Source organism: Ruegeria sp. CDSC079 (assembly GCF_059610505.1).
Genome location: NZ_JBXWNT010000005.1, coordinates 199,330 through 217,621, shown reverse-complemented (window position 1 = coordinate 217,621; position 18,292 = coordinate 199,330). Strand labels below are relative to the sequence as shown.

General features: G+C 59.0%; 16 protein-coding genes. 8 read left to right on the top strand and 8 right to left on the bottom strand.

Features of this window, described 5'->3' with window-relative positions; genetic code table 11:
* Positions 1 to 21: 21 nt before the first annotated feature.
* From AC2FIC_RS11270 to AC2FIC_RS11245, 6 genes are all read left to right on the top strand, one after another.
* On the top strand, positions 22 to 900 hold the full coding sequence (locus tag AC2FIC_RS11270) for an RNA polymerase factor sigma-32 (protein ID WP_142635576.1): 879 nt from the start codon (positions 22 to 24) through the stop codon (positions 898 to 900).
* Positions 897 to 1,712: a ChaN family lipoprotein gene (locus AC2FIC_RS11265; protein WP_496870166.1), complete on the top strand. Its 816-nt coding sequence runs from the start codon at positions 897 to 899 to the stop codon at positions 1,710 to 1,712. Before AC2FIC_RS11270 ends, AC2FIC_RS11265 begins: the two co-directional genes overlap by 4 nt.
* 63 nt (positions 1,713 to 1,775) lie before the next feature.
* Positions 1,776 to 2,972: a bifunctional phosphopantothenoylcysteine decarboxylase/phosphopantothenate--cysteine ligase CoaBC gene (gene coaBC / locus AC2FIC_RS11260; RefSeq protein WP_496691768.1), complete on the top strand. Its 1,197-nt coding sequence runs from the start codon at positions 1,776 to 1,778 to the stop codon at positions 2,970 to 2,972.
* Positions 2,973 to 2,987: 15 nt separating this feature from the next.
* Complete coding sequence (gene dut / locus AC2FIC_RS11255; RefSeq protein ID WP_496691767.1) at positions 2,988 to 3,443, top strand: dUTP diphosphatase; 456 nt, start codon at positions 2,988 to 2,990, stop codon at positions 3,441 to 3,443.
* Complete coding sequence (locus AC2FIC_RS11250) at positions 3,443 to 4,486, top strand: HesA/MoeB/ThiF family protein (protein WP_496691766.1); 1,044 nt, start codon at positions 3,443 to 3,445, stop codon at positions 4,484 to 4,486. The genes dut and AC2FIC_RS11250 overlap by 1 nt, the downstream gene beginning before the upstream one ends.
* Positions 4,487 to 4,545: 59 nt before the next feature.
* Positions 4,546 to 6,561 carry a M3 family metallopeptidase gene (locus tag AC2FIC_RS11245; protein ID WP_142635586.1) on the top strand — a complete coding sequence of 672 codons (2,016 nt, stop codon included), beginning with the start codon at positions 4,546 to 4,548 and terminating at the stop codon, positions 6,559 to 6,561.
* On the opposite strand, the gene AC2FIC_RS11240 is transcribed toward AC2FIC_RS11245, so the two are convergent.
* From AC2FIC_RS11240 to AC2FIC_RS11215, 6 genes are read right to left on the bottom strand one after another with little or no spacing between them, the layout of a single operon-like run.
* Positions 6,558 to 7,490: a 2-hydroxyacid dehydrogenase gene (locus AC2FIC_RS11240; protein WP_282021620.1), complete on the bottom strand. Its 933-nt coding sequence runs from the start codon at positions 7,488 to 7,490 to the stop codon at positions 6,558 to 6,560. The genes AC2FIC_RS11245 and AC2FIC_RS11240 overlap by 4 nt on opposite strands.
* 15 nt (positions 7,491 to 7,505) lie before the next feature.
* Entirely contained in the window at positions 7,506 to 8,645 is a 1,140-nt protein-coding gene (gene rodA / locus AC2FIC_RS11235) for a rod shape-determining protein RodA (protein WP_271948355.1), read from the bottom strand.
* Positions 8,642 to 10,591, bottom strand: a complete 1,950-nt coding sequence (mrdA, locus tag AC2FIC_RS11230; RefSeq protein ID WP_496691765.1) for a penicillin-binding protein 2 — start codon at positions 10,589 to 10,591, stop codon at positions 8,642 to 8,644. The genes rodA and mrdA overlap by 4 nt, the downstream gene beginning before the upstream one ends.
* Positions 10,591 to 11,124, bottom strand: coding sequence for a rod shape-determining protein MreD (locus AC2FIC_RS11225; RefSeq protein WP_496676512.1), 534 nt, complete (start codon positions 11,122 to 11,124; stop codon positions 10,591 to 10,593). Before AC2FIC_RS11225 ends, mrdA begins: the two co-directional genes overlap by 1 nt.
* Positions 11,117 to 12,019: a rod shape-determining protein MreC gene (gene mreC, locus AC2FIC_RS11220; protein ID WP_281972515.1), complete on the bottom strand. Its 903-nt coding sequence runs from the start codon at positions 12,017 to 12,019 to the stop codon at positions 11,117 to 11,119. The genes AC2FIC_RS11225 and mreC overlap by 8 nt, the downstream gene beginning before the upstream one ends.
* Before the next feature lie 55 nt (positions 12,020 to 12,074).
* Positions 12,075 to 13,121: a rod shape-determining protein gene (locus AC2FIC_RS11215; protein ID WP_142635599.1), complete on the bottom strand. Its 1,047-nt coding sequence runs from the start codon at positions 13,119 to 13,121 to the stop codon at positions 12,075 to 12,077.
* Between the two features lie 154 nt (positions 13,122 to 13,275).
* Between AC2FIC_RS11215 and rlmJ the strand changes: the two genes are divergently transcribed.
* Positions 13,276 to 14,061 (top strand): 23S rRNA (adenine(2030)-N(6))-methyltransferase RlmJ, encoded by a 786-nt coding sequence (gene rlmJ / locus AC2FIC_RS11210; protein ID WP_496691764.1) that lies wholly within the window; start codon positions 13,276 to 13,278, stop codon positions 14,059 to 14,061.
* A gap of 181 nt (positions 14,062 to 14,242) precedes the next feature.
* Here rlmJ and AC2FIC_RS11205 read toward each other — a convergent pair whose 3' ends face one another.
* Entirely contained in the window at positions 14,243 to 15,814 is a 1,572-nt protein-coding gene (locus AC2FIC_RS11205) for a 2-isopropylmalate synthase (RefSeq protein ID WP_496691763.1), read from the bottom strand.
* Between the two features lie 283 nt (positions 15,815 to 16,097).
* Between AC2FIC_RS11205 and AC2FIC_RS11200 the strand changes: the two genes are divergently transcribed.
* On the top strand, positions 16,098 to 16,763 hold the full coding sequence (locus AC2FIC_RS11200; RefSeq protein WP_496691762.1) for an SDR family NAD(P)-dependent oxidoreductase: 666 nt from the start codon (positions 16,098 to 16,100) through the stop codon (positions 16,761 to 16,763).
* A 6-nt stretch (positions 16,764 to 16,769) separates the two neighbouring features.
* On the opposite strand, the gene AC2FIC_RS11195 is transcribed toward AC2FIC_RS11200, so the two are convergent.
* Positions 16,770 to 18,239, bottom strand: a complete 1,470-nt coding sequence (locus AC2FIC_RS11195; RefSeq protein WP_142635608.1) for an MORN repeat-containing protein — start codon at positions 18,237 to 18,239, stop codon at positions 16,770 to 16,772.
* Positions 18,240 to 18,292: the final 53 nt, after the last annotated feature.

The window sequence follows — 18,292 nt, the reverse complement described above, 5'->3', positions numbered from 1 at the left end:
CAGCGAAAAAGGGAGATTTCCATGGCACTGGACAGCGCAAACGATTTCTCGATGTCGCGCAGGGCGATGAAGGCCGAGTTACTGGATGCAGAAACCGAGTTGAAGCTGGCCTATGCCTGGCGTGACCAGCGCGATGAAAAGGCGCTGCACCGGTTGATCACGGCTTATATGCGGTTGGCAATTTCGATGGCGGCCAAGTTCAAACGTTACGGCGCGCCGATGAATGATCTGATCCAAGAGGCCGGATTGGGTCTGATGAAGGCCGCTGACAAATTTGACCCGGATCGCGGGGTTCGGTTCTCGACCTATGCCGTCTGGTGGATCAAGGCGAGTATCCAGGACTATGTAATGCGAAACTGGTCGATGGTTCGGACCGGGTCCACCTCTGCCCAGAAATCCCTGTTTTTCAACATGCGTCGCGTCCAGGCCCGGCTTGAACGCGAAGCGGCCACTGATGGGATGGCGCTGGACCGTCACCAGTTGCACCAGATGATAGCAGCCGAGATCGGTGTTCCGTTGCGCGACGTTGAGATGATGCAAGGCCGGCTGGCAGGGTCGGATTTCTCGTTGAACGCTGTGCAATCCACGGATGAAGACGGGCGCGAATGGATCGACGCGTTAGAGGATGACCGGGAACAGGCCGCTGAAACCGTTGAAAACAAGCACGACACCGAACAGTTGCGCGAATGGTTGGTGATGGCGATGCAAGCCCTCAACGACCGAGAGCGCTTCATCGTGCGCGAACGCAAGCTGCGTGAACCGGTGCGCACACTGGAAAGCCTGGGTCAGGAACTGGGCCTGTCGAAAGAGAGGGTGCGTCAGCTTGAAGCCGCGGCTTTTGTAAAAATGCGTAAGAACCTTGAAGCTCAATCGCGCGAGGTGCAACACTTCATCGCATGAAACAGATTGCGATTCTGATGTGTACGCTGATGGTTATGGCTGGGTCCGGTCATGCCGATGACCTGATCCCTGACGATGTTACGGCCGCGATGCGAATGGCAGACGTTGTTTTGTTGGGCGAAACCCATGACAATCCTCGCCATCATCTGGTTCAGGAACAGGCGATTACATTGATCGACCCCTCCGCCGTGGTCTGGGAAATGGTCACCGAGGAAGGCGCACAGCGCCTGGCGCAAAAAGCGGCGTCCGATCCCGAAGAACTGTCACGCATCCTGCGTTGGGCGGAATCCGGCTGGCCCCCTCTCAGCCTGTATTACCCGATCTTTCAGGCCACGGATGCGCCGGTCTATGGCGCAATGGTCCCGCGTAAGGCAGCGCGTACAGCGATGGAACGTGGCGCTGCAACTGCGCTGGGCGCTGACGCAGCGCGGTTTGGGTTGACCGTTCCTCTGTCAAAGGCGGAACAGGCGGCGCGCGAGGCTGACCAGATGGCGGCGCATTGCGATGCGCTGCCGGAAAGCGCTCTGCCGCAGCTGGTTGCGATCCAAAGGTTGCGCGATGCGGTGCTGGCACGGGCCATATTGCGTGCCGTTGACGAAACTGGTGGCCCGGTTGCGGTAATCACCGGAAATGGCCATGCCCGAAAGGATCGCGGTATTCCGACATTCCTGTCGCGCCTGCGTCCGGGTCTTAAGGTCTATGTCCTGGGTCAGTCCGAAGACGGCAGCATCCAAGGCGAGTATGATGCGGTCATCGACAGCCCGACCGCTGACCGAGAAGACCCCTGCCTGGCCTTTCAGCCGCAGAATTAACCGCTGGAACTGTTGGGCGCGCTTGCCTAATGTCGGGGCCGACCGAGACGGGAAGGGCACAACATGCTGGCATCGAAACGGATTCTGCTGATCATCGGTGGCGGTATCGCTGCCTATAAGTCGCTGGATCTGATCCGGCGACTGAAGGAACGCGGCGCCGCTGTGACCCCGGTCCTGACCCGCGCGGCCGAAGAATTCGTGACCCCTCTGTCTGTCGCCGCGCTGGCCGGTGAGAAAGCCTATCGCGATCTGTTCGATCTGACCGATGAGGCCGAGATGGGGCATATCCAGCTGTCCCGTTCCGCCGATCTTGTCGTGGTCGCTCCGGCGACTGCGGATTTAATGGGCAAAATGGCAGGTGGGTTGGCGAATGATCTGGCCTCGACCCTATTGATGGCGACTGACACACCGGTTCTGTGTGCGCCTGCGATGAATGTCCGTATGTGGGATCACCCGGCGACGCGTCGTAATTTTGAACAGTTGCAGGCGGACGGCATTCGGTTTGTCGGGCCGAACGAAGGCGACATGGCCTGTGGCGAATTTGGGCCGGGCCGCATGTCGGAACCGCTTGAGATTGTCGCCGCGATTGAGGCGTGGCTGGGCAGCGGACCCCTCAGCGGTAAACGCATTCTTGTGACCTCGGGTCCCACGCACGAGCCGATTGACCCGGTGCGCTATATCGCGAACCGCTCATCCGGGGCGCAGGGCACAGCGATTGCACGTGCTCTGTCTGCGTTGGGTGCAGAGGTTGTGTTTGTGACCGGACCTGCTGAGGTTCCCGCACCCGATGGGGTCGAGGTTGTGCGGGTTGAAACAGCCCAGCAGATGTCAGACGCGGTGGATGCAGCATTGCCTGTCGATGCCGGGGTATTTGCCGCAGCCGTGGCGGATTGGCGGGTGGCCAGCGCGTCGGACCGCAAGCTGAAAAAGACGCGCGACGGTCTTCCGGCGCTGGATTTTGCTGAAAACCCGGACATTCTGAAGCGGGTCGCCAAGCTGGACGATGGACGCCCCGCGCTAGTTGTTGGCTTTGCTGCGGAAACCGACAACGTGATCGAACATGCGACCGCCAAACGCGAGCGCAAAGAGTGCGACTGGATCGTTGCCAATGATGTCAGCCCTGCGACCGGGATCATGGGAGGGGCCGAAAACGCGGTGATCCTGATTTCCGACGATGGGGCCGAGGAATGGCCACGCATGGGCAAAGACGCAGTGGCCGAAAAACTGGCACGCAAGATTTCCGACGCGTTGGCCGGTTAGACAAGAGGATATCCGATGGTAGCAATTCGTGTGATCCGTGAGGACGGGGCCGACCCTTCGGTGCCCTTGCCATCTTATGAAACCACCGGAGCGGCAGGCGCGGATGTGCGTGCAAACTTCCCGGGCAAGACACCGATCACGTTGCTGCCCGGTCAGCGGGCTCTGGTTCCCACCGGACTGCGGATTGAAATCCCAAATGGGTATGAGGTGCAGGTCCGGCCCCGCTCGGGCCTTGCGCTGAAATACGGGATCACGCTGCCCAATACGCCGGGTACGATCGACAGCGACTATCGCGGCCCTCTGGGGGTGATCCTGTTGAACGCTGGGCAGGAGAGCTTTGAAATCACCCATGGGGAACGTATCGCCCAACTGGTCGTCGCCCCGGTGGTGCAGGCGTCATTCGAGGCCACGGATACACTCAGCGATACTGACCGCGGTGCAGGCGGGTTCGGTTCGACCGGGCGCGGCTGATGTTACTTGTCCTGATCATCGCCGCAGCGCTTTGGGGGCTCGGCTATCTGGCTGGCGTGTCACGCAATGCACGGATGATTTCGGTTGGGGTGTTGTTGCTGGGGGTAATCTCGGCACAGCTGGTTTTGCCCCTTGGCAACCCCCTGCGTCAGGCCACGGGTGGTTCTGCTGCGACCTGGTTGATTTTGATTGGTACGGGGGTTCTGGTTCTGATCTATGGAAGGGGACTGAAAGCGCTGCGAAAACGCGCGGCGCCGGCCTCGAACAAGGAGCCAGCCATGCCCTCAGACAAATTCTCCGAGACCGAGCTTGACCGCTATGCCCGCCATATCGTGTTGCGCGAAATTGGTGGGCCAGGGCAGAAAAAGATGAAGCAGGCCCGCGTGCTTGTGATCGGCGCCGGGGGGCTTGGGGCGCCCGCTTTGCAGTATCTGGCTGCGGCCGGGGTCGGCACGATCGGGGTGATTGATGATGATGAGGTTGAGAACGCCAATCTTCAGCGTCAGGTGATCCACCAGGATGCGGATATCGGCATGCCCAAGGTTTTTTCGGCCCAGCAGGCCATGCTGGCGCAAAACCCGAATGTGGTTGTTCTGCCCTATCACCGCCGACTGACCGAAGAGGTCGCCACCGAGCTATTTTCCGATTTTGACGTCATCCTGGACGGAACTGATAATTTCGACACGCGCTATTTGGCCAATCGCACGGCGGTCGCGTTGGGCAAGCCGCTGATTTCGGGGGCGCTGTCGCAGTGGGAAGGCCAGCTCAGCGTTTTCGACCCGGCCAACGATGCGCCTTGTTATCAGTGCATTTTCCCCGAGGCTCCGGCTCCAGGTCTGGCCCCGTCCTGCGCCGAGGCTGGGGTGATCGGCCCCTTGCCTGGCGTCGTCGGTTCGATGATGGCTGTTGAGGCGATCAAGGTGATCACCGGGGCGGGTCTGGCACTCAGGGGTGAGATGCTGATTTACGACGCTCTCTATGGCGAAAGCCGCAAGATTACACTGCCTCGCCGTGCAGATTGCCCCGTTTGTGGCAAAGGATAACCCCTCTGCTCTGGATCGAACGCGCCGTCGTTCTTAGGTAGGGGACAAAGGAGACTTCAATGACCAACCCGATTCTGTCCGCCTGGACCAGCGCGTTCGAAATTGCGCCGTTCGACACGATATCCGACACGGATTTCGCCCCGGCCCTGGACGCGGCCATGCAGGCCCATAACGCTGAGATTGGCGCGATTGCCTCTAACCCGGAGGCCCCGACTTTTTCCAACACGGTCGAAGCGCTGGAAGCTGCAGGAGAGATGATGGACAAGGTTCTGTCGGTATTCTTCACGGTCGCGGGCGCAGACAGCAATCCCTTGCGTGAGGAGTTGCAGCGCGAATTTTCACCCAAGCTGGCCGCGCATTTCTCAGGCATCTCATCGAATAAGGCGTTGTTTCAGCGGGTTGCCGATCTGTGGACGCGCAAGGATGAACTGGGCCTGACGGATGAGCAGGCACGCGTTCTGATGCTGTCGCATCGCGGGTTTGTGCGCGCTGGTGCGGCGCTTGAGGGAAACGAAGACACGCGGATGCAAGAGATCAAAGCGCGGCTTGCCTCGCTGGGGACGTCCTTCACCCAGAACCTTCTTGCCGATGAGCGCGATTGGTTCATGGAATTGTCCGAAGATGACCTACAGGGGCTTCCTGGTTTTGTGGTCAATTCTGCCCGGGCAGCGGGTGAGGAAAAGGGTGCAAAAGGACCGGTTGTCACCCTGTCCCGGTCACTGATCGTACCGTTTCTGCAGTTTTCACCGCGCCGGGATTTGCGCCAGAAAGCCTATCACGCATGGACTGCCCGGGGGGCAAATGGCGGCGAGACTGACAACCGGGAAATTGCCGCCGAAATCCTGCAGTTGCGTCAGGAACGTGCAAAGCTGCTGGGCTATGAAAGTTTTGCCGATTTCAAACTGGAAACCGAAATGGCCCGCACGCCCGACCGCGTCCGTGATCTGCTGATGCAGGTTTGGGAGCCTGCCAAAACGCGTGCCAATGCTGATGCTGAAATCCTGACGCAGATGATGCAGAATGATGGGGTGAATGGGCCTTTGGAGGCGTGGGACTGGCGTTACTACGCCGAGAAACGTCGCAAGGCTGAACACGATCTGGATGAGGCTGCGCTGAAACCGTACCTGCAGTTGGATCGCATGATCGAGGCCTCTTTTGCCTGCGCGAACCGTTTGTTCGGGCTGGAATTCAAGCAGTTGGACATACCGCTGTACCATCCGGACTGCCGGGCCTGGGAAGTGACACGGAACGGGCAACATATCGCGGTGTTCATCGGGGATTACTTTGCACGCGGCTCCAAACGGTCAGGCGCTTGGTGCAGCGCGATGCGCGGGCAGGCAAAGTTTCCCAAGGTGCAGGCTCCGGTCGTGATCAACGTCTGTAATTTCGCCAAGGGTGATCCGGCGCTGCTGTCTTATGACGACGCTCGGACTTTGTTCCATGAATTCGGCCATGCGTTGCACCAGATGCTGTCGAACGTGACCTATGAAAGCATCTCGGGCACCTCCGTTGCGCGCGACTTTGTCGAGCTGCCCAGCCAGCTATACGAACACTGGCTTGAAGTCCCTGAGGTTCTGGCCGAATTCGCTACCCATGCCGAAACCGGCGCACCGATGCCGCAGGAGATGCTAAAGAAGGTGCTCAAGGCCGCCAATTTCGATCAGGGGTTCCAGACTGTAGAATATGTGGCCTCGGCGCTGGTTGATCTGGCCTTTCATGAGGGCGCTGTGCCCGACGATCCGATGGCGAGACAGGCAGAAGTTCTGGCGGATCTGGGAATGCCCGCGGCAATCGGGATGCGCCATGCCACGCCGCATTTTGCGCATGTGTTTGCCGGTGACGGCTATAGCGCTGGCTATTACAGCTATATGTGGTCCGAGGTCATGGATGCAGACGCCTTTGCCGCGTTCGAAGAGGCGGGGGGCGCCTTTGATTCCGAACGCGCAAAAGCGCTGGAGGAAAATATCCTGTCCACTGGCGGTTCCCGCGAAGCCGAAGATCTGTATCTGGCCTTCCGCGGTCGTTTGCCGGGGGTTGAGGCCCTGCTGAAGGGGCGCGGCCTTATCGCAGCCTAATATCCCATTTCGCGGTCAACGAGGTGCAGGAAAGGCTCGCCCGCCTCACCTCTGCGAATATTTTCACAGATCACCTGCGCCGATGTAACGGGGCGGGTTTCAGAGGCAATGTGAGGCGTCACCGTGACGTTTGGATGCGTCCAATACGGGTGGCTCGCAGGCAGCGGCTCGACCCGGAAAACATCCAGCGTTGCGTGACCGATCTGGCCCGTATCCAGAGCTGCCAGCAAGGCTTGATCGTCGATCAGCGGTCCTCGGCCCGGGTTGATGATATGCGCACCCTTGGGCATCAGGGACAGGGTTTCGGCGTTCAGTGTGTTTTCCGTGGCAGGCGTATCGGGCAGCAATAAAACCGCGATCTCGGCCTGTGTCAGTGCCGCACGCAACCTATCCTCACCGTGAAAGCAGGTGACCCCGGGGATGGCCTTGGCCGAGCGGCTCCAGCCGGTAACGTTGAAATTCAGTGCAGACAGCGCGCGGGCTGCGGCCTCTCCCAATGCGCCAAGGCCCAGGATGCAGACGGTTCTGTCCGAGGCCAGCGGTGGTGGATCTGGGGCCCAAACCCCATCCTGAACCGTGATGTGCCGGTCCATACCCAGATGATAGCGCAGCACGTGACCGACGACCCATTCGGTCATCCCCTGCGTCAACCCGTGGTCCACCATTCGCGCCAGCGGCACGGTCAGAGTGTCATTCTCGACGATGCTTTCGATCCCAGCCCATAGGCTGAGCACGGCCTTGAGGCGGGTGTAAGGTGCAAAATCCCGTAAGCCGCTATTGGGCGCATAGACGACGTAATCCACCTGATCTGGTTCAAACGTGGTGCCTAGCTGAAACGCGACCCCGGCATTAGTCAGGTACTGTGTCATCAAGGGTTGATACACGGGCCATAGTTCGGGGCGTGCCGAGAACAGGATGTTTGCAGTCATAACGGGCCTTTCGGATCAGCGGGGGCGGTGAATGTGGGCACTTTGGACGATGCCGAAAGCTGCCATCAAAACCAGCATGGCCGAACCGCCATAGCTGACCATCGGCAGGGGAACTCCTACGACTGGGGCCAAGCCCATGACCATCGACATGTTCACGGCAAAGAATAGGAAGAAGTTCAGTGCGATACCCAGCGTGACCAAAGAGGAGAACCTGTCCTTGGTTGTCAGGGCCGTAACCAGGCAAAAGATCAGGATCAGCCCATAGAGAACCAGCAGGGTGATGCCGCCGACAAATCCGAATTCTTCGGCCAGCGTCGTAAAGATGAAATCTGTGTGTTTCTCGGGCAGGAAGTTCAGGCGCGATTGTGTGCCCTGCATGAACCCGCGCCCGTTCCAGCCTCCGGACCCCAGCGCGATCTTGGATTGGGTGATGTGATACCCCGCGCCCAGCGGATCGGTGGAGGGATCAAGGAAGGTGTCGATGCGGCGGAACTGGTAATCCTTGAGCAACTGCCACTCGGTTCCGCGGCTGTTGAAGACCGTGGCGATCAGACCGACACCCGCGGCGATAACCGCAGCGAAATAGGCCCAGTGAACGCCGGCCAGAAACATCAGGCCTCCCCCCGCCGCCAGCAGCAGGATCGAGGTGCCGAGATCCGGCTGGCGCAACACCATGAAGGTGGGGATCAGGATCAGGATGACAGGGATCAGAACCCAAAGGGGGCGTGACGTTTTATGCGATGGGAGCCAGTCGTAATAGGCCGCAAGCACCATCACCAGTGCTACTTTCATCACCTCTGATGGCTGCAGGCGCATGAACCCCAGGTCGATCCAGCGTTGCGCGCCCATGCCAACCGTTCCGAACAACTCGACCACCACAAGTAGAGCGATCGCGGCCAGATAAGCCAGAACCGACATATTTCGCCAGAACCAGATCGGGACCAGTGCCACAATGAACATCGCGATCAAGCCCAACCCAAAGCGTTCCATCTGAGGTTCGGCCCAAGGGGTCCATGATCCACCCGCCACCGAGTACAGCATCAGGAACCCTGCGCTGGCCACGCTGATCAGCAGCAGGGTCAGGGGCCAGTTCATATACAGGAACTTGCGGAACCCCGATGGCGTGGATTTGACGGCATATTCAAGATAGCTCATGCGCGGTCCTTCTGGGGCGGACGCGCTTTGGGGCGGCGGTCGCCCTCCAGCCGTTTTTGCTGTTCCTTGATACGCTCACGATCGGCGGCCGGATAGGCTTCGAGTGGTGGCGTACCGTTGTACAGCGCCTGCAGCATGATATCCCGTGCAACCGGTGCCGCGGCCTTCGACCCCCCGCCGCCATGTTCCACCACGACGGCTACGGCGTATTTCGGGTTGTCATAGGGGGCAAAGCTGACGAACAGCGCGTGGTCACGGCGTTCCCACGGCAGGTCTTCGTTGCGGATAACGCCAGCCGCACGTTCTGCCTTGGTGATATTGCGGACTTGGCTGGTGCCGGTCTTGCCCGCCATACGGAACTCATCCGAGATGATACGGCTGCGATAAGCCGTGCCGCGCCGGTCGTTCGAGACCGAAAACATTGCCTTGCGGACATATTCCAGATTAGTCCGATTGACCGCGAGCGGTTCCCCCGCGCCCGAGGGTTGTTCAACCCCATTGACCGAACGCACAAGGCGTGGCGAGACCGCACGCCCAGTTGCAATCCGGGCTGTCATGACGGCTAGTTGCAGCGGTGAGGCCAGCATAAAGCCCTGACCGATTGAGGCATTGGCAGTGTCACCTACCAGCCATTCTTCGCCGTGGACACGCTCTTTCCAAGCCTGATTGGGGGCAAGCCCTGCAGCCACTGCGGACATCGGGATATCGTGTTTCACGCCCAGCCCAAAGATACGAGCCATGTCGGAGATATTGTCGATGCCTGTGCGCAGGGCAACGTCGTAATAATACACATCGCAGCTGCGTTTCAGAGACAGACCAAGATCAACCGTACCATGCCCGCCGCGTTTCCAACAATGGAACCGGCGACTGCCGACTTTCAAGTGGCCGGGGCAGTAAACAGTGTTTCCAGGACCGATGACCCCAGCCTCAAGCGCTGCCATGGCAGTGATCATCTTAAAGGTCGAGCCGGGTGGATAGGTGCCCTGTACTGTCTTGTTAGCCAACGGGCGATAGTTGTCTTGTGTCAGAGCCCGGTAATCGGCAACCGAGATTCCGCGCACAAAAAGGTTGGGATCAAAGCTGGGTGCGGAACTGATGGCGCGGATATCACCGGTCTCACAATCGATCACCACTGCTGCGGCGCTTTCACCAGCCAAACGGGCCTGAGCGTATTGTTGAAGATCGGCATCGACCGACAGTTGCAAATCGGCCCCGGCCAAACCTTCTTGACGGTCAAGTTCACGCATCACGCGGCCGGTGGCGTTCACTTCGACGCGTTTGGCGCCTGCTTTGCCACGCAGACTGATTTCCTGTTTGGCCTCAAGCCCGACCTTGCCGATCTGAAAACGGGGAATGCGCAGAACGGGTTCCGGATCTTCTATCTGACTGAGGTCGTAATCGCTGACCGGTCCGACATAGCCGACGATATGCGCGAAATCCTCATATCTGGGATATTGCCGGGTCATCCCGACCTCGGGTGTGACACCGGGCAGGGCGGGGGCGTTGACGGCAACTTTCGAGATATCTTCCCACGTGACTTGATCGGCCAGAGTGACCGGCAGGAACGGGGCCGATCTGCGCATTTCGGTCATGGCGCGTTCGACCTCATCCTCGGTCAGTGGGATCAGTTCAGAAAGCTTGGAGATGACGGATTCAACATCGCCCGCATCTTCGCGCACCATGACGATACGGTAGGACGGAGAGTTTTGCCCGATGATCTGCCCATTGCGATCGTATATTCGACCACGTGTGGGCGGGATCAGGCGGATGTTAATCCGGTTTTCCTCGGCCAACAGGCGGTATTCGTCAGCCTGATCTACCTGCATAAACCGCATCCGGGCGGCCAGACCTCCGATAAAAGCGGCTTGCAGGCCTCCAAGGATCAGCGCACGGCGTGGCAAACGTTTATAGGCGAGGCCCTGTGACTTAGGTTTGCGTTGTTTCATTACCGCCCTCCCGACAGGCCAGGGTCAGAAGGTGCGACACGACGCACACCAAAACCGTTCTGACTGAGCAGAACGATCAATGGGTAGATCCCGATTGTCAGAACCACTTGCACCACGACCATCCCCAATGCCGCTTGTTGCACGGACAGAATAGCAAGAATGACGCGATTCAGGAAAAAAACAGCTGTGATCACGACGGCAACGGTGGTCCATTCGCCCAAAAAGCCCGCGTCGCGCAACCCGGGAGTTGCGGACCGAAGATAGGCAGTACCCAACACAACAAGCGCGGCCAGCAAGCCGGGGGGACGTTGAAACAGAAGGTCGGCTGCCAGCATGATCAGGGCGACCAGCAGGGTTGGCACATATTCGGGGCGCCGCAGAACCCAGGCAAAGGTCAACGCAATCAGGAAATCCGGAAACGGCCAGCGATCCGGCTGCGTGTCCAGTGGCAGCAGGTGCAGGAACAAGACCAGCAGCGCCATCAGCAGATACAGGCCACGTTTGAGCCACAGATTGGATGCGGCACTATCCATCGCCGGTCTCCGTCGGTGTCAGTGCCGCTTCGGGTTGGCGTGGGCCGACAATTCCTCCGGGGTCCTGAATAAGTGGCGCAGACTGATAGCGCAGCACTCTTAGAAATTTGAGCCGTTCAAAATCTGCAGACAGCCGCACCCGCAGGCGGCCACCCGGATCAGCGGTAATCTGACCGATCAGCAGGCCGCCAGGAAAAACGCCGCCATCCCCCGAAGTCACAACCCTGTCGCCCGGGCGCACCAGTTCGCGGTTCTCCAGAAACTCAACCACAGGCGCGGCGGTGTTGTCCCCGGCAATCAGAGCGGTCTGCCCCGACGGTTGAATCGTGGCAGGTATCGCGCTGGATGCGTCGGTCATCAGGATCACCCGTGCGGTATCTGGACCAACACCCGAGATACGACCGACAACGCCAATCCCGTCCATGGTGGCCCATCCATCCATAATTCCGTCACGCTCGCCCACGTTCAACAGAACCGACTGCCGGAACGGAGAACCGCTATCGGCCATGACGACCCCGGTAATATAGGTCAGGCGCGGATCGAGACGCACATTGTTTAGATCCAGAAGCCGGGCATTTTCCTGCTCAAGTTGCAGTGCGGCCTCTTTCCAGGCGCGCATCAGACGCAACTCGCTGCGCAATTCCTGGTTCTGCTCGCTCAGGCGTTGATAGCTCTGAAAATCCCGTGCCAGATTGACCGCAGCGGTAACCGGAACCATCGCCCAATCCATCGAGGGCACCACGTTGTCGACAACCTGCGCCCGAAACCGTTCGACGCGAGGGCTGTCAATGCGCCAGACCAGAAAGATGCCCAGAAGGCACAGAACCACAATCCCCAGCAGCAGACGGCGGAGCGGGGTGGTGTATTCATCGCGCTGTGATCGGTCCTTTGCCACAGGACTCCTTCCCGTGCTGCTCGCGCCCGAATGTACCCTTTAGAGGGTGCGCGCCTTAGCTTTCGTAGTCAATCGCGTGGCGCAGCTGTTTTTCGTATTCCAGTGCCTTGCCGGTGCCCAAAGCCACACAGTTCAGGCTTTCATCAGCAATCGATACGGCCAGACCTGTCTGTTCCCGCAGTGCCAGATCCAAATCGCCCAACAAAGCACCGCCACCGGTCAGCATGACGCCGCGGTCCACGATATCTGCGGCCAGATCAGGCGGCGTAGTTTCAAGTGCGGTCATAACGGCTTCGCAGATTGCCTGAACCGGTTCCGACAGGGCCTCGGCGACCTGCGCCTGGCTGATCTCGATTTCTTTGGGCACGCCATTCAACAGATCGCGGCCACGGATATGCATCGACTGGCCACGTCCGTCATCAGGCATACGGGCGGTTCCGATGGTGGTCTTGATCCGTTCGGCGGTGGATTCACCCACCAACAGGTTCTGCTGGCGGCGCAAGTATGAGATAATCGCCTCATCCATTCGGTCTCCGCCAACGCGGACCGAACGGGCATAGACAATGTCGCCCAGCGACAGAACGGCAACCTCGGTGGTGCCGCCGCCGATATCCACGACCATGTTGCCGGTCGGGTCAGTGATGGGCATTCCTGCACCAATAGCCGCAGCGATGGGTTCGGCGATCAGGCCCGCCCGGCGAGCGCCTGCGGACATAACCGATTGGCGAATGGCCCGTTTTTCAACAGGCGTAGCACCATGGGGGACGCAGACAATGATTTTGGGCTTTGAGAATGTGGAGCGTTTATGCACCTTACGAATAAAGTGCTTGATCATTTCTTCAGCGGTGTCGAAATCCGCAATCACGCCTTCGCGCATGGGGCGGATCGCTTCGATCGAACCAGGGGTTCGGCCCAGCATCAGCTTGGCATCCTCACCGACGGCGAGGACTTTCTTAACCCCATCCTTGACGTGGTAAGCCACAACTGAAGGTTCCGACAGGATCACACCGCGCCCTTTGACATAAACAAGCGTATTTGCTGTTCCAAGGTCGATCGCCATGTCCGCTGAGAACAAGCCGCCCAGATTGCCAAAGATGCCCATGTTGTACTGATCCCGTTCGTCAGAATTTCTACTGCCCGCGACTCGACGGTTCCGGGACGGATGTCTTATAGGGTGCCATCTCGCCCGGTAAAAGGGCTGATTCCGCGTAACTCAGCACCTTTCCGCCTTATTGAGAGGGACTTTAGAAGGCAACATGCTCTCTTATCAACACATTTACCACGCCGGGAATCTGGCTGATGTTCAAAAGCACGCTCTTTTGGCATGGGTACTGGACTATCTGACGCGAAAAGATAAGCCGATAACCTATCTGGAAACCCATTCCGGGCGTGGCCTGTACCAGCTAGACGCAGCAGAAGCCGTGCGCACAGGCGAGGCAGCCGTAGGTATCAAGCGAGCGCAGCGCGAAGGGTGGTTTCCATCTGATCATCCTTTGTCTCTGGCGTTGGCCAAGGTCCATGAACGGCACGGAGAAAACAGCTATGCCGGTTCACCGCTGATCGCGGCCAACCTGCTGAGGGATCAGGACAGTCTGCATTTCGCAGAGCTGCACCCGCAGGAATACGCGGCATTGTCGATGACCATGTCCCCCTTTGGGGCAAAGGAGTACAAACAGGACGGGTATGAGCTGGCGCAGTCTTTGCTGCCACCAACGCCGCGGCGCGGGATGCTGTTGATTGATCCCAGCTATGAGGTGAAGGCGGATTATGACCGGCTACCGGGCGTGATCTCAAAACTGCACCGTAAATGGAATGTGGGCGTCATCGCGCTGTGGTATCCGATCCTGACCGATCAACGTCAGGCCCCGATGATTGCCGCGTTGAAGGCACAGGGTTTTCCCAAGGCGATCCGTCATGAAGTCCGGTTTGCACCTGCGCGGGAAGGTCACCGAATGGTCGGATCAGGGATGTTCCTGCTGAACGCGCCCTTTGGCATCCAAGATGAAATGGACCGTCTGTCAGAGCTGTTCAAAGGGCTGTGACGCCAGTCTGATTTCGGACCACAAGGTTCTCCCGCCTCATCTGCCAGCATCTAAAGATGCCGTCAAACGTGTTGGGCCCGGCAGCGCGCCGCATGCGCGCTGCCGGGCCCAAAGCCGCAAGGGCGTCCGGTGTAGCCGGGCACCCGCGGGTGCGGGAGCCCTTGGGAGTTTCATCTGGCGGTCAGGTCAAGTCCTTATAGCTGATTTCACGCGTGTCTGCACCTGGCCCGGCCTTTTCACGGCGCATGATCAGGCGGTTCAGTGCGTGGATATAGGCCTTGGCGGATGCCACGACCGTATCGGTATTCGCTGACTGACCGGTGGCGATCATGCCGTCCTCTTCCAGCCGAACCGATACGGTTGCCTGCGCATCAGTACCCTCGGTCACAGCATGGACCTGATACAGTTGCAGGCGGGCGGTGTTGGGATAGATTCGGCGAATGGCTTTAAAGGTGGCATCGACTGGACCGTCGCCATGTTCGGTCGCGACAATGTCCTTGCCATCCACTTCCAGCTCGACCGTCGATTCCGCCTGACCGCCGGTGCCGCAGGTGACTTTCATCGAAACCAACTGCAGGTGATCGTCGGCCTCATCATCCTGGCTCATCAACGCGATCAGGTCGTCGTCAAAAACCTCTTTCTTGCGGTCGGCCAGATCCTTGAACCGCACGAAGATGTCCTTGAGCTGATTGTCACCGACCTCATAACCGAGCGTTTCCAGCTTGTCGCGCAACGCAGCCCGGCCCGAGTGTTTGCCAAGCGGCAGAGAGGTGCCCGACAGGCCGATATCTTCAGGGCGCATGATCTCGAAATTCTCTCGGTTCTTCAGCATGCCGTCCTGATGGATCCCGCTTTCATGCGCAAAGGCATTCTTGCCGACGATGGCTTTGTTGAACTGAACCGGGAAGCCCGCAACCGTCGCAACCCGGCGCGAAATATGCATGATCTTGGTGGTGTCGATGCCGGTATGCCACGGCATGATGTCATTGCGGGTGCGCAGCGCCATCACAACTTCTTCCAGCGCAGTATTGCCCGCACGCTCGCCAAGGCCATTGATGGTGCACTCGATTTGACGCGCACCACCAGCGACAGCCGCCAGTGAGTTCGCCGTCGCCATGCCAAGATCGTTGTGGCAATGGGTGGCAAACACCACCTCATCCGCGCCCGGAACCGTTTCGATCAGGCGCTTGATCAGGTCAGCGGATTCGACAGGTGCCGTGTAACCGACAGTGTCGGGGATGTTGATCGTTGTGGCACCGGCCTTGATCGCGATCTCGATCACACGGCACAGATAATCCCACTCGGTCCGGGTCGCATCCATCGGCGACCACTGTACATTTTCGCACAGGTTGCGGGCGTGGCTGACGGTTTCGTGGATCTTGTCGGCCATCTCGTCCATGGTCAGGTTCGGAATGGCACGGTGCAGCGGCGAGGTGCCGATGAAAGTGTGGATGCGGTTCTTGCCAGCGTGTTTGATCGCCTCCCAGCAGCGGTCGATATCAGCGAAATTCGCACGGGCCAACCCACAGATGCGGCTGTTTTGTGATCGCTCGGCAATCTCGCTGACGGCTTTGAAGTCGCCTTCTGATGCGATCGGGAAACCGGCCTCGATGATGTCGACACCCATCTCGTCCAGCAGTTCCGCGATTTCCAGCTTTTCGGCATGGGTCATGGTCGCGCCGGGGCTCTGCTCGCCGTCGCGCAAAGTGGTGTCAAAGATCAAGACGCGGTCTTGGTCGGTCACATTGGTCATGGGATTCTCTTTCTTCTTCTGTCCTAAAGCCTATGGCGCGCGGGCGTCCTCCTCTGAGCGGGCGCGCCGGGTGGCACGCTCAGAGGCGGATTAGGATCAGTAGGCCACGCAGAGACGCACCGCAGGGGGCGGTGTCGGCAACAAGGATATCTGCGCGGTTGATCATGGGGTTGAGCTTATACAGCGCATGCGGGGAATGAAAAGTAGGAATTTCATGCAGACGTCAAAACCTGCACGAACCGTGACGGTTGATTGCCGAATGAAGACCGCTAGTTGATCCGGAATGGAGAAAGCTCTCATCATAGGTGCCTCGGGTGGTATCGGTGCCGCGCTGCAAAGGCTGTTGACCATGCAATCCGTAGACGTAACCACCTTGTCGCGTTCTGCTGATGGTTTCGACCTCACGAATGTCGAAGCTGTCGGCCCGGCTCTGGAAGCATTGCAATGCCCGTTTGACATGATCTTCATTGCGACGGGTGCTTTGGAAATCAATGGTGCACAGCCAGAGAAGTCCATCAGATCAATTTCAGCGCAAGCAATGATGGACCAGTTTGCCCTGAATGCGGTTGGTCCGGCCCTTGTGCTGTCACACGCTGCGCGGCTGCTACCACGGGGCAGGCGATCTGTCGTGGCGGTGTTGTCCGCCCGCGTCGGATCAATCGGAGATAACCAGCTGGGGGGATGGATCAGCTATCGGGCCTCAAAAGCTGCGGCCAATCAGATTGTGCGCACATCCGCGATTGAGCTGGCCCGCACCCACAAACAGGCGATCTGTGTGGCCCTGCATCCGGGCACAGTGCGTACAGAATTCACGCGCAAATATGTCGGGCGACACCCGACCGTTGAATCGGATGAAGCCGCGCGTAACCTGCTGAGCGTAGCCAGGGCGCTTGTGCCCGCAGACACTGGCGGGTTCTTCGACTGGGCTGGAAAACCTGTGCCGTGGTGAGACCCGCTAACCGTCAGAGGCAGGGCTGGTTGCCGTTGTCGCGCTGTCGTCTGCCGGAGCACTCTCCTGCGGCTCGCTGGTGTTTTCACCCGGCAGAACACCGTTTTCCCAGACGCCGGTTTCTTCTTTGCCGTCTGCATAGCGCATCGTGCCGTCACCGTGGCGTTTGTTGTCCAAAAACCCACCTTCGTACACGTCACCAGTCGCATAGGTAGCGGTTCCGGTGCCGCTGATCTTCCCCTCGACCCAACCGCCTGTATAGGTGAAGCCGCGCGGTGTGGTTATCGATCCTTGCCCGTGGCGCTGACCATCTTTGAAATCGCCCTTGTAGGTCGTTCCGTCCGGGAAGCTGGCTGTGCCCTCGCCCTGGCGCGCACCGTCGACCCAATCGCCTTCATATTTGTACCCGTTTGCAAATGTCAGAACACCGGTGCCGTGGTTCAGACCGTTCTTGAACTGCCCATCGTAGATGGCGCCGTTCGGGTAAGTGGCCTTGCCCTGACCCTCGAAGACGCCGGCGATCCAGTCGCCGTCGTAAATCAGGCCATCAGGATAGGTGTGCATTCCTTTGCCATGGGGCAGGTCTGCACTGAAATCACCGACATAGGTCGAACCGTCAGGATAGGTCAGCTCTCCGAGGCCCTCAATCTGGCCGTCTTTCCATTCACCAGTATAGTCAAACCCGTCCGTGCCCAAAAAACGGCCTTTGCCGTGGCGGCGATCATCGTGATAGTCACCTTCGTAAATGGCGCCACTGGCATAGGTTGCCTTGCCCTTGCCTTGTCGGCGCCCATCAAAGAAGTCGCCTTCATACAAATCGCCATTGGCTTGCAGTAGACGGCCTTTTCCGGTCATGCGATTTTCGGACCAGTCACCCGTATAACTCATACCTTCCGGCCGCGTCAGGCTACCTGTGCCATGACGCTTGCCGTCTTTGATATCGCCCTCATACACGTTGCCTTTGGCTGAGGTTATCTTGCCTTTGCCCTGCTTGACCCCGTCGACCCAGTCGCCCTCGTACACCTCTCCGGTCGGGTCGGTCAGAGTGCCTTTGCCGTGGTGCCGGGCATTCTTGAACCCACCTTCGTATTTCGCTCCGTTGGCATAGACGGCGACTCCTTGGCCGTTGAACGAGCCATCGGCCCATTCCCCTTCATAGCTGCCACCATCAGCATAGATGATCGTTCCGAACCCTTCGGGTTGACCGTTGGCAAAGGCGCCCTGATAGATCGACCCGTTAGCATAGCGCGCGATACCCTGACCCTGAATTTCGCCTTCGATCCATTCGCCTTCGTATTCGAAACCATCTGGCAACTGGTAGGTGCCGGTTCCGTGCCGCAGGCCATTTAGGAACGTGCCTTCGTATACGCCGCCCACTTCGTCATCGGCCACGACTACCTGATCGTTCTGCGCGAAGGCGGTCAGCGCTGACAGGGTCAATGCAACTGCGGCGATTGAAGTGCGAAAAACGTTCATGTTTGGTCCTGTCTGCGGGAGCATCGTGCTTTTGCGCAAAACTAGGATACCGA

Bases quoted from the DNA above. Each gene is read 5' to 3' on its own strand.
- AC2FIC_RS11270 (WP_142635576.1), top strand. From the start codon at position 22: ATGGCACTGGACAGCGCAAACGATTTCTCGATGTCGCGCAGGGCGATG.
- AC2FIC_RS11265 (WP_496870166.1), top strand. From the start codon at position 897: ATGAAACAGATTGCGATTCTGATGTGTACGCTGATGGTTATGGCTGGG.
- coaBC (WP_496691768.1), top strand. From the start codon at position 1,776: ATGCTGGCATCGAAACGGATTCTGCTGATCATCGGTGGCGGTATCGCT.
- dut (WP_496691767.1), top strand. From the start codon at position 2,988: ATGGTAGCAATTCGTGTGATCCGTGAGGACGGGGCCGACCCTTCGGTG.
- AC2FIC_RS11250 (WP_496691766.1), top strand. From the start codon at position 3,443: ATGTTACTTGTCCTGATCATCGCCGCAGCGCTTTGGGGGCTCGGCTAT.
- AC2FIC_RS11245 (WP_142635586.1), top strand. From the start codon at position 4,546: ATGACCAACCCGATTCTGTCCGCCTGGACCAGCGCGTTCGAAATTGCG.
- AC2FIC_RS11240 (WP_282021620.1), bottom strand. From the start codon at position 7,490: ATGACTGCAAACATCCTGTTCTCGGCACGCCCCGAACTATGGCCCGTG.
- rodA (WP_271948355.1), bottom strand. From the start codon at position 8,645: ATGAGCTATCTTGAATATGCCGTCAAATCCACGCCATCGGGGTTCCGC.
- mrdA (WP_496691765.1), bottom strand. From the start codon at position 10,591: ATGAAACAACGCAAACCTAAGTCACAGGGCCTCGCCTATAAACGTTTG.
- AC2FIC_RS11225 (WP_496676512.1), bottom strand. From the start codon at position 11,124: ATGGATAGTGCCGCATCCAATCTGTGGCTCAAACGTGGCCTGTATCTG.
- AC2FIC_RS11215 (WP_142635599.1), bottom strand. From the start codon at position 13,121: ATGGGCATCTTTGGCAATCTGGGCGGCTTGTTCTCAGCGGACATGGCG.
- rlmJ (WP_496691764.1), top strand. From the start codon at position 13,276: ATGCTCTCTTATCAACACATTTACCACGCCGGGAATCTGGCTGATGTT.
- AC2FIC_RS11205 (WP_496691763.1), bottom strand. From the start codon at position 15,814: ATGACCAATGTGACCGACCAAGACCGCGTCTTGATCTTTGACACCACT.
- AC2FIC_RS11200 (WP_496691762.1), top strand. From the start codon at position 16,098: ATGGAGAAAGCTCTCATCATAGGTGCCTCGGGTGGTATCGGTGCCGCG.
- AC2FIC_RS11195 (WP_142635608.1), bottom strand. From the start codon at position 18,239: ATGAACGTTTTTCGCACTTCAATCGCCGCAGTTGCATTGACCCTGTCA.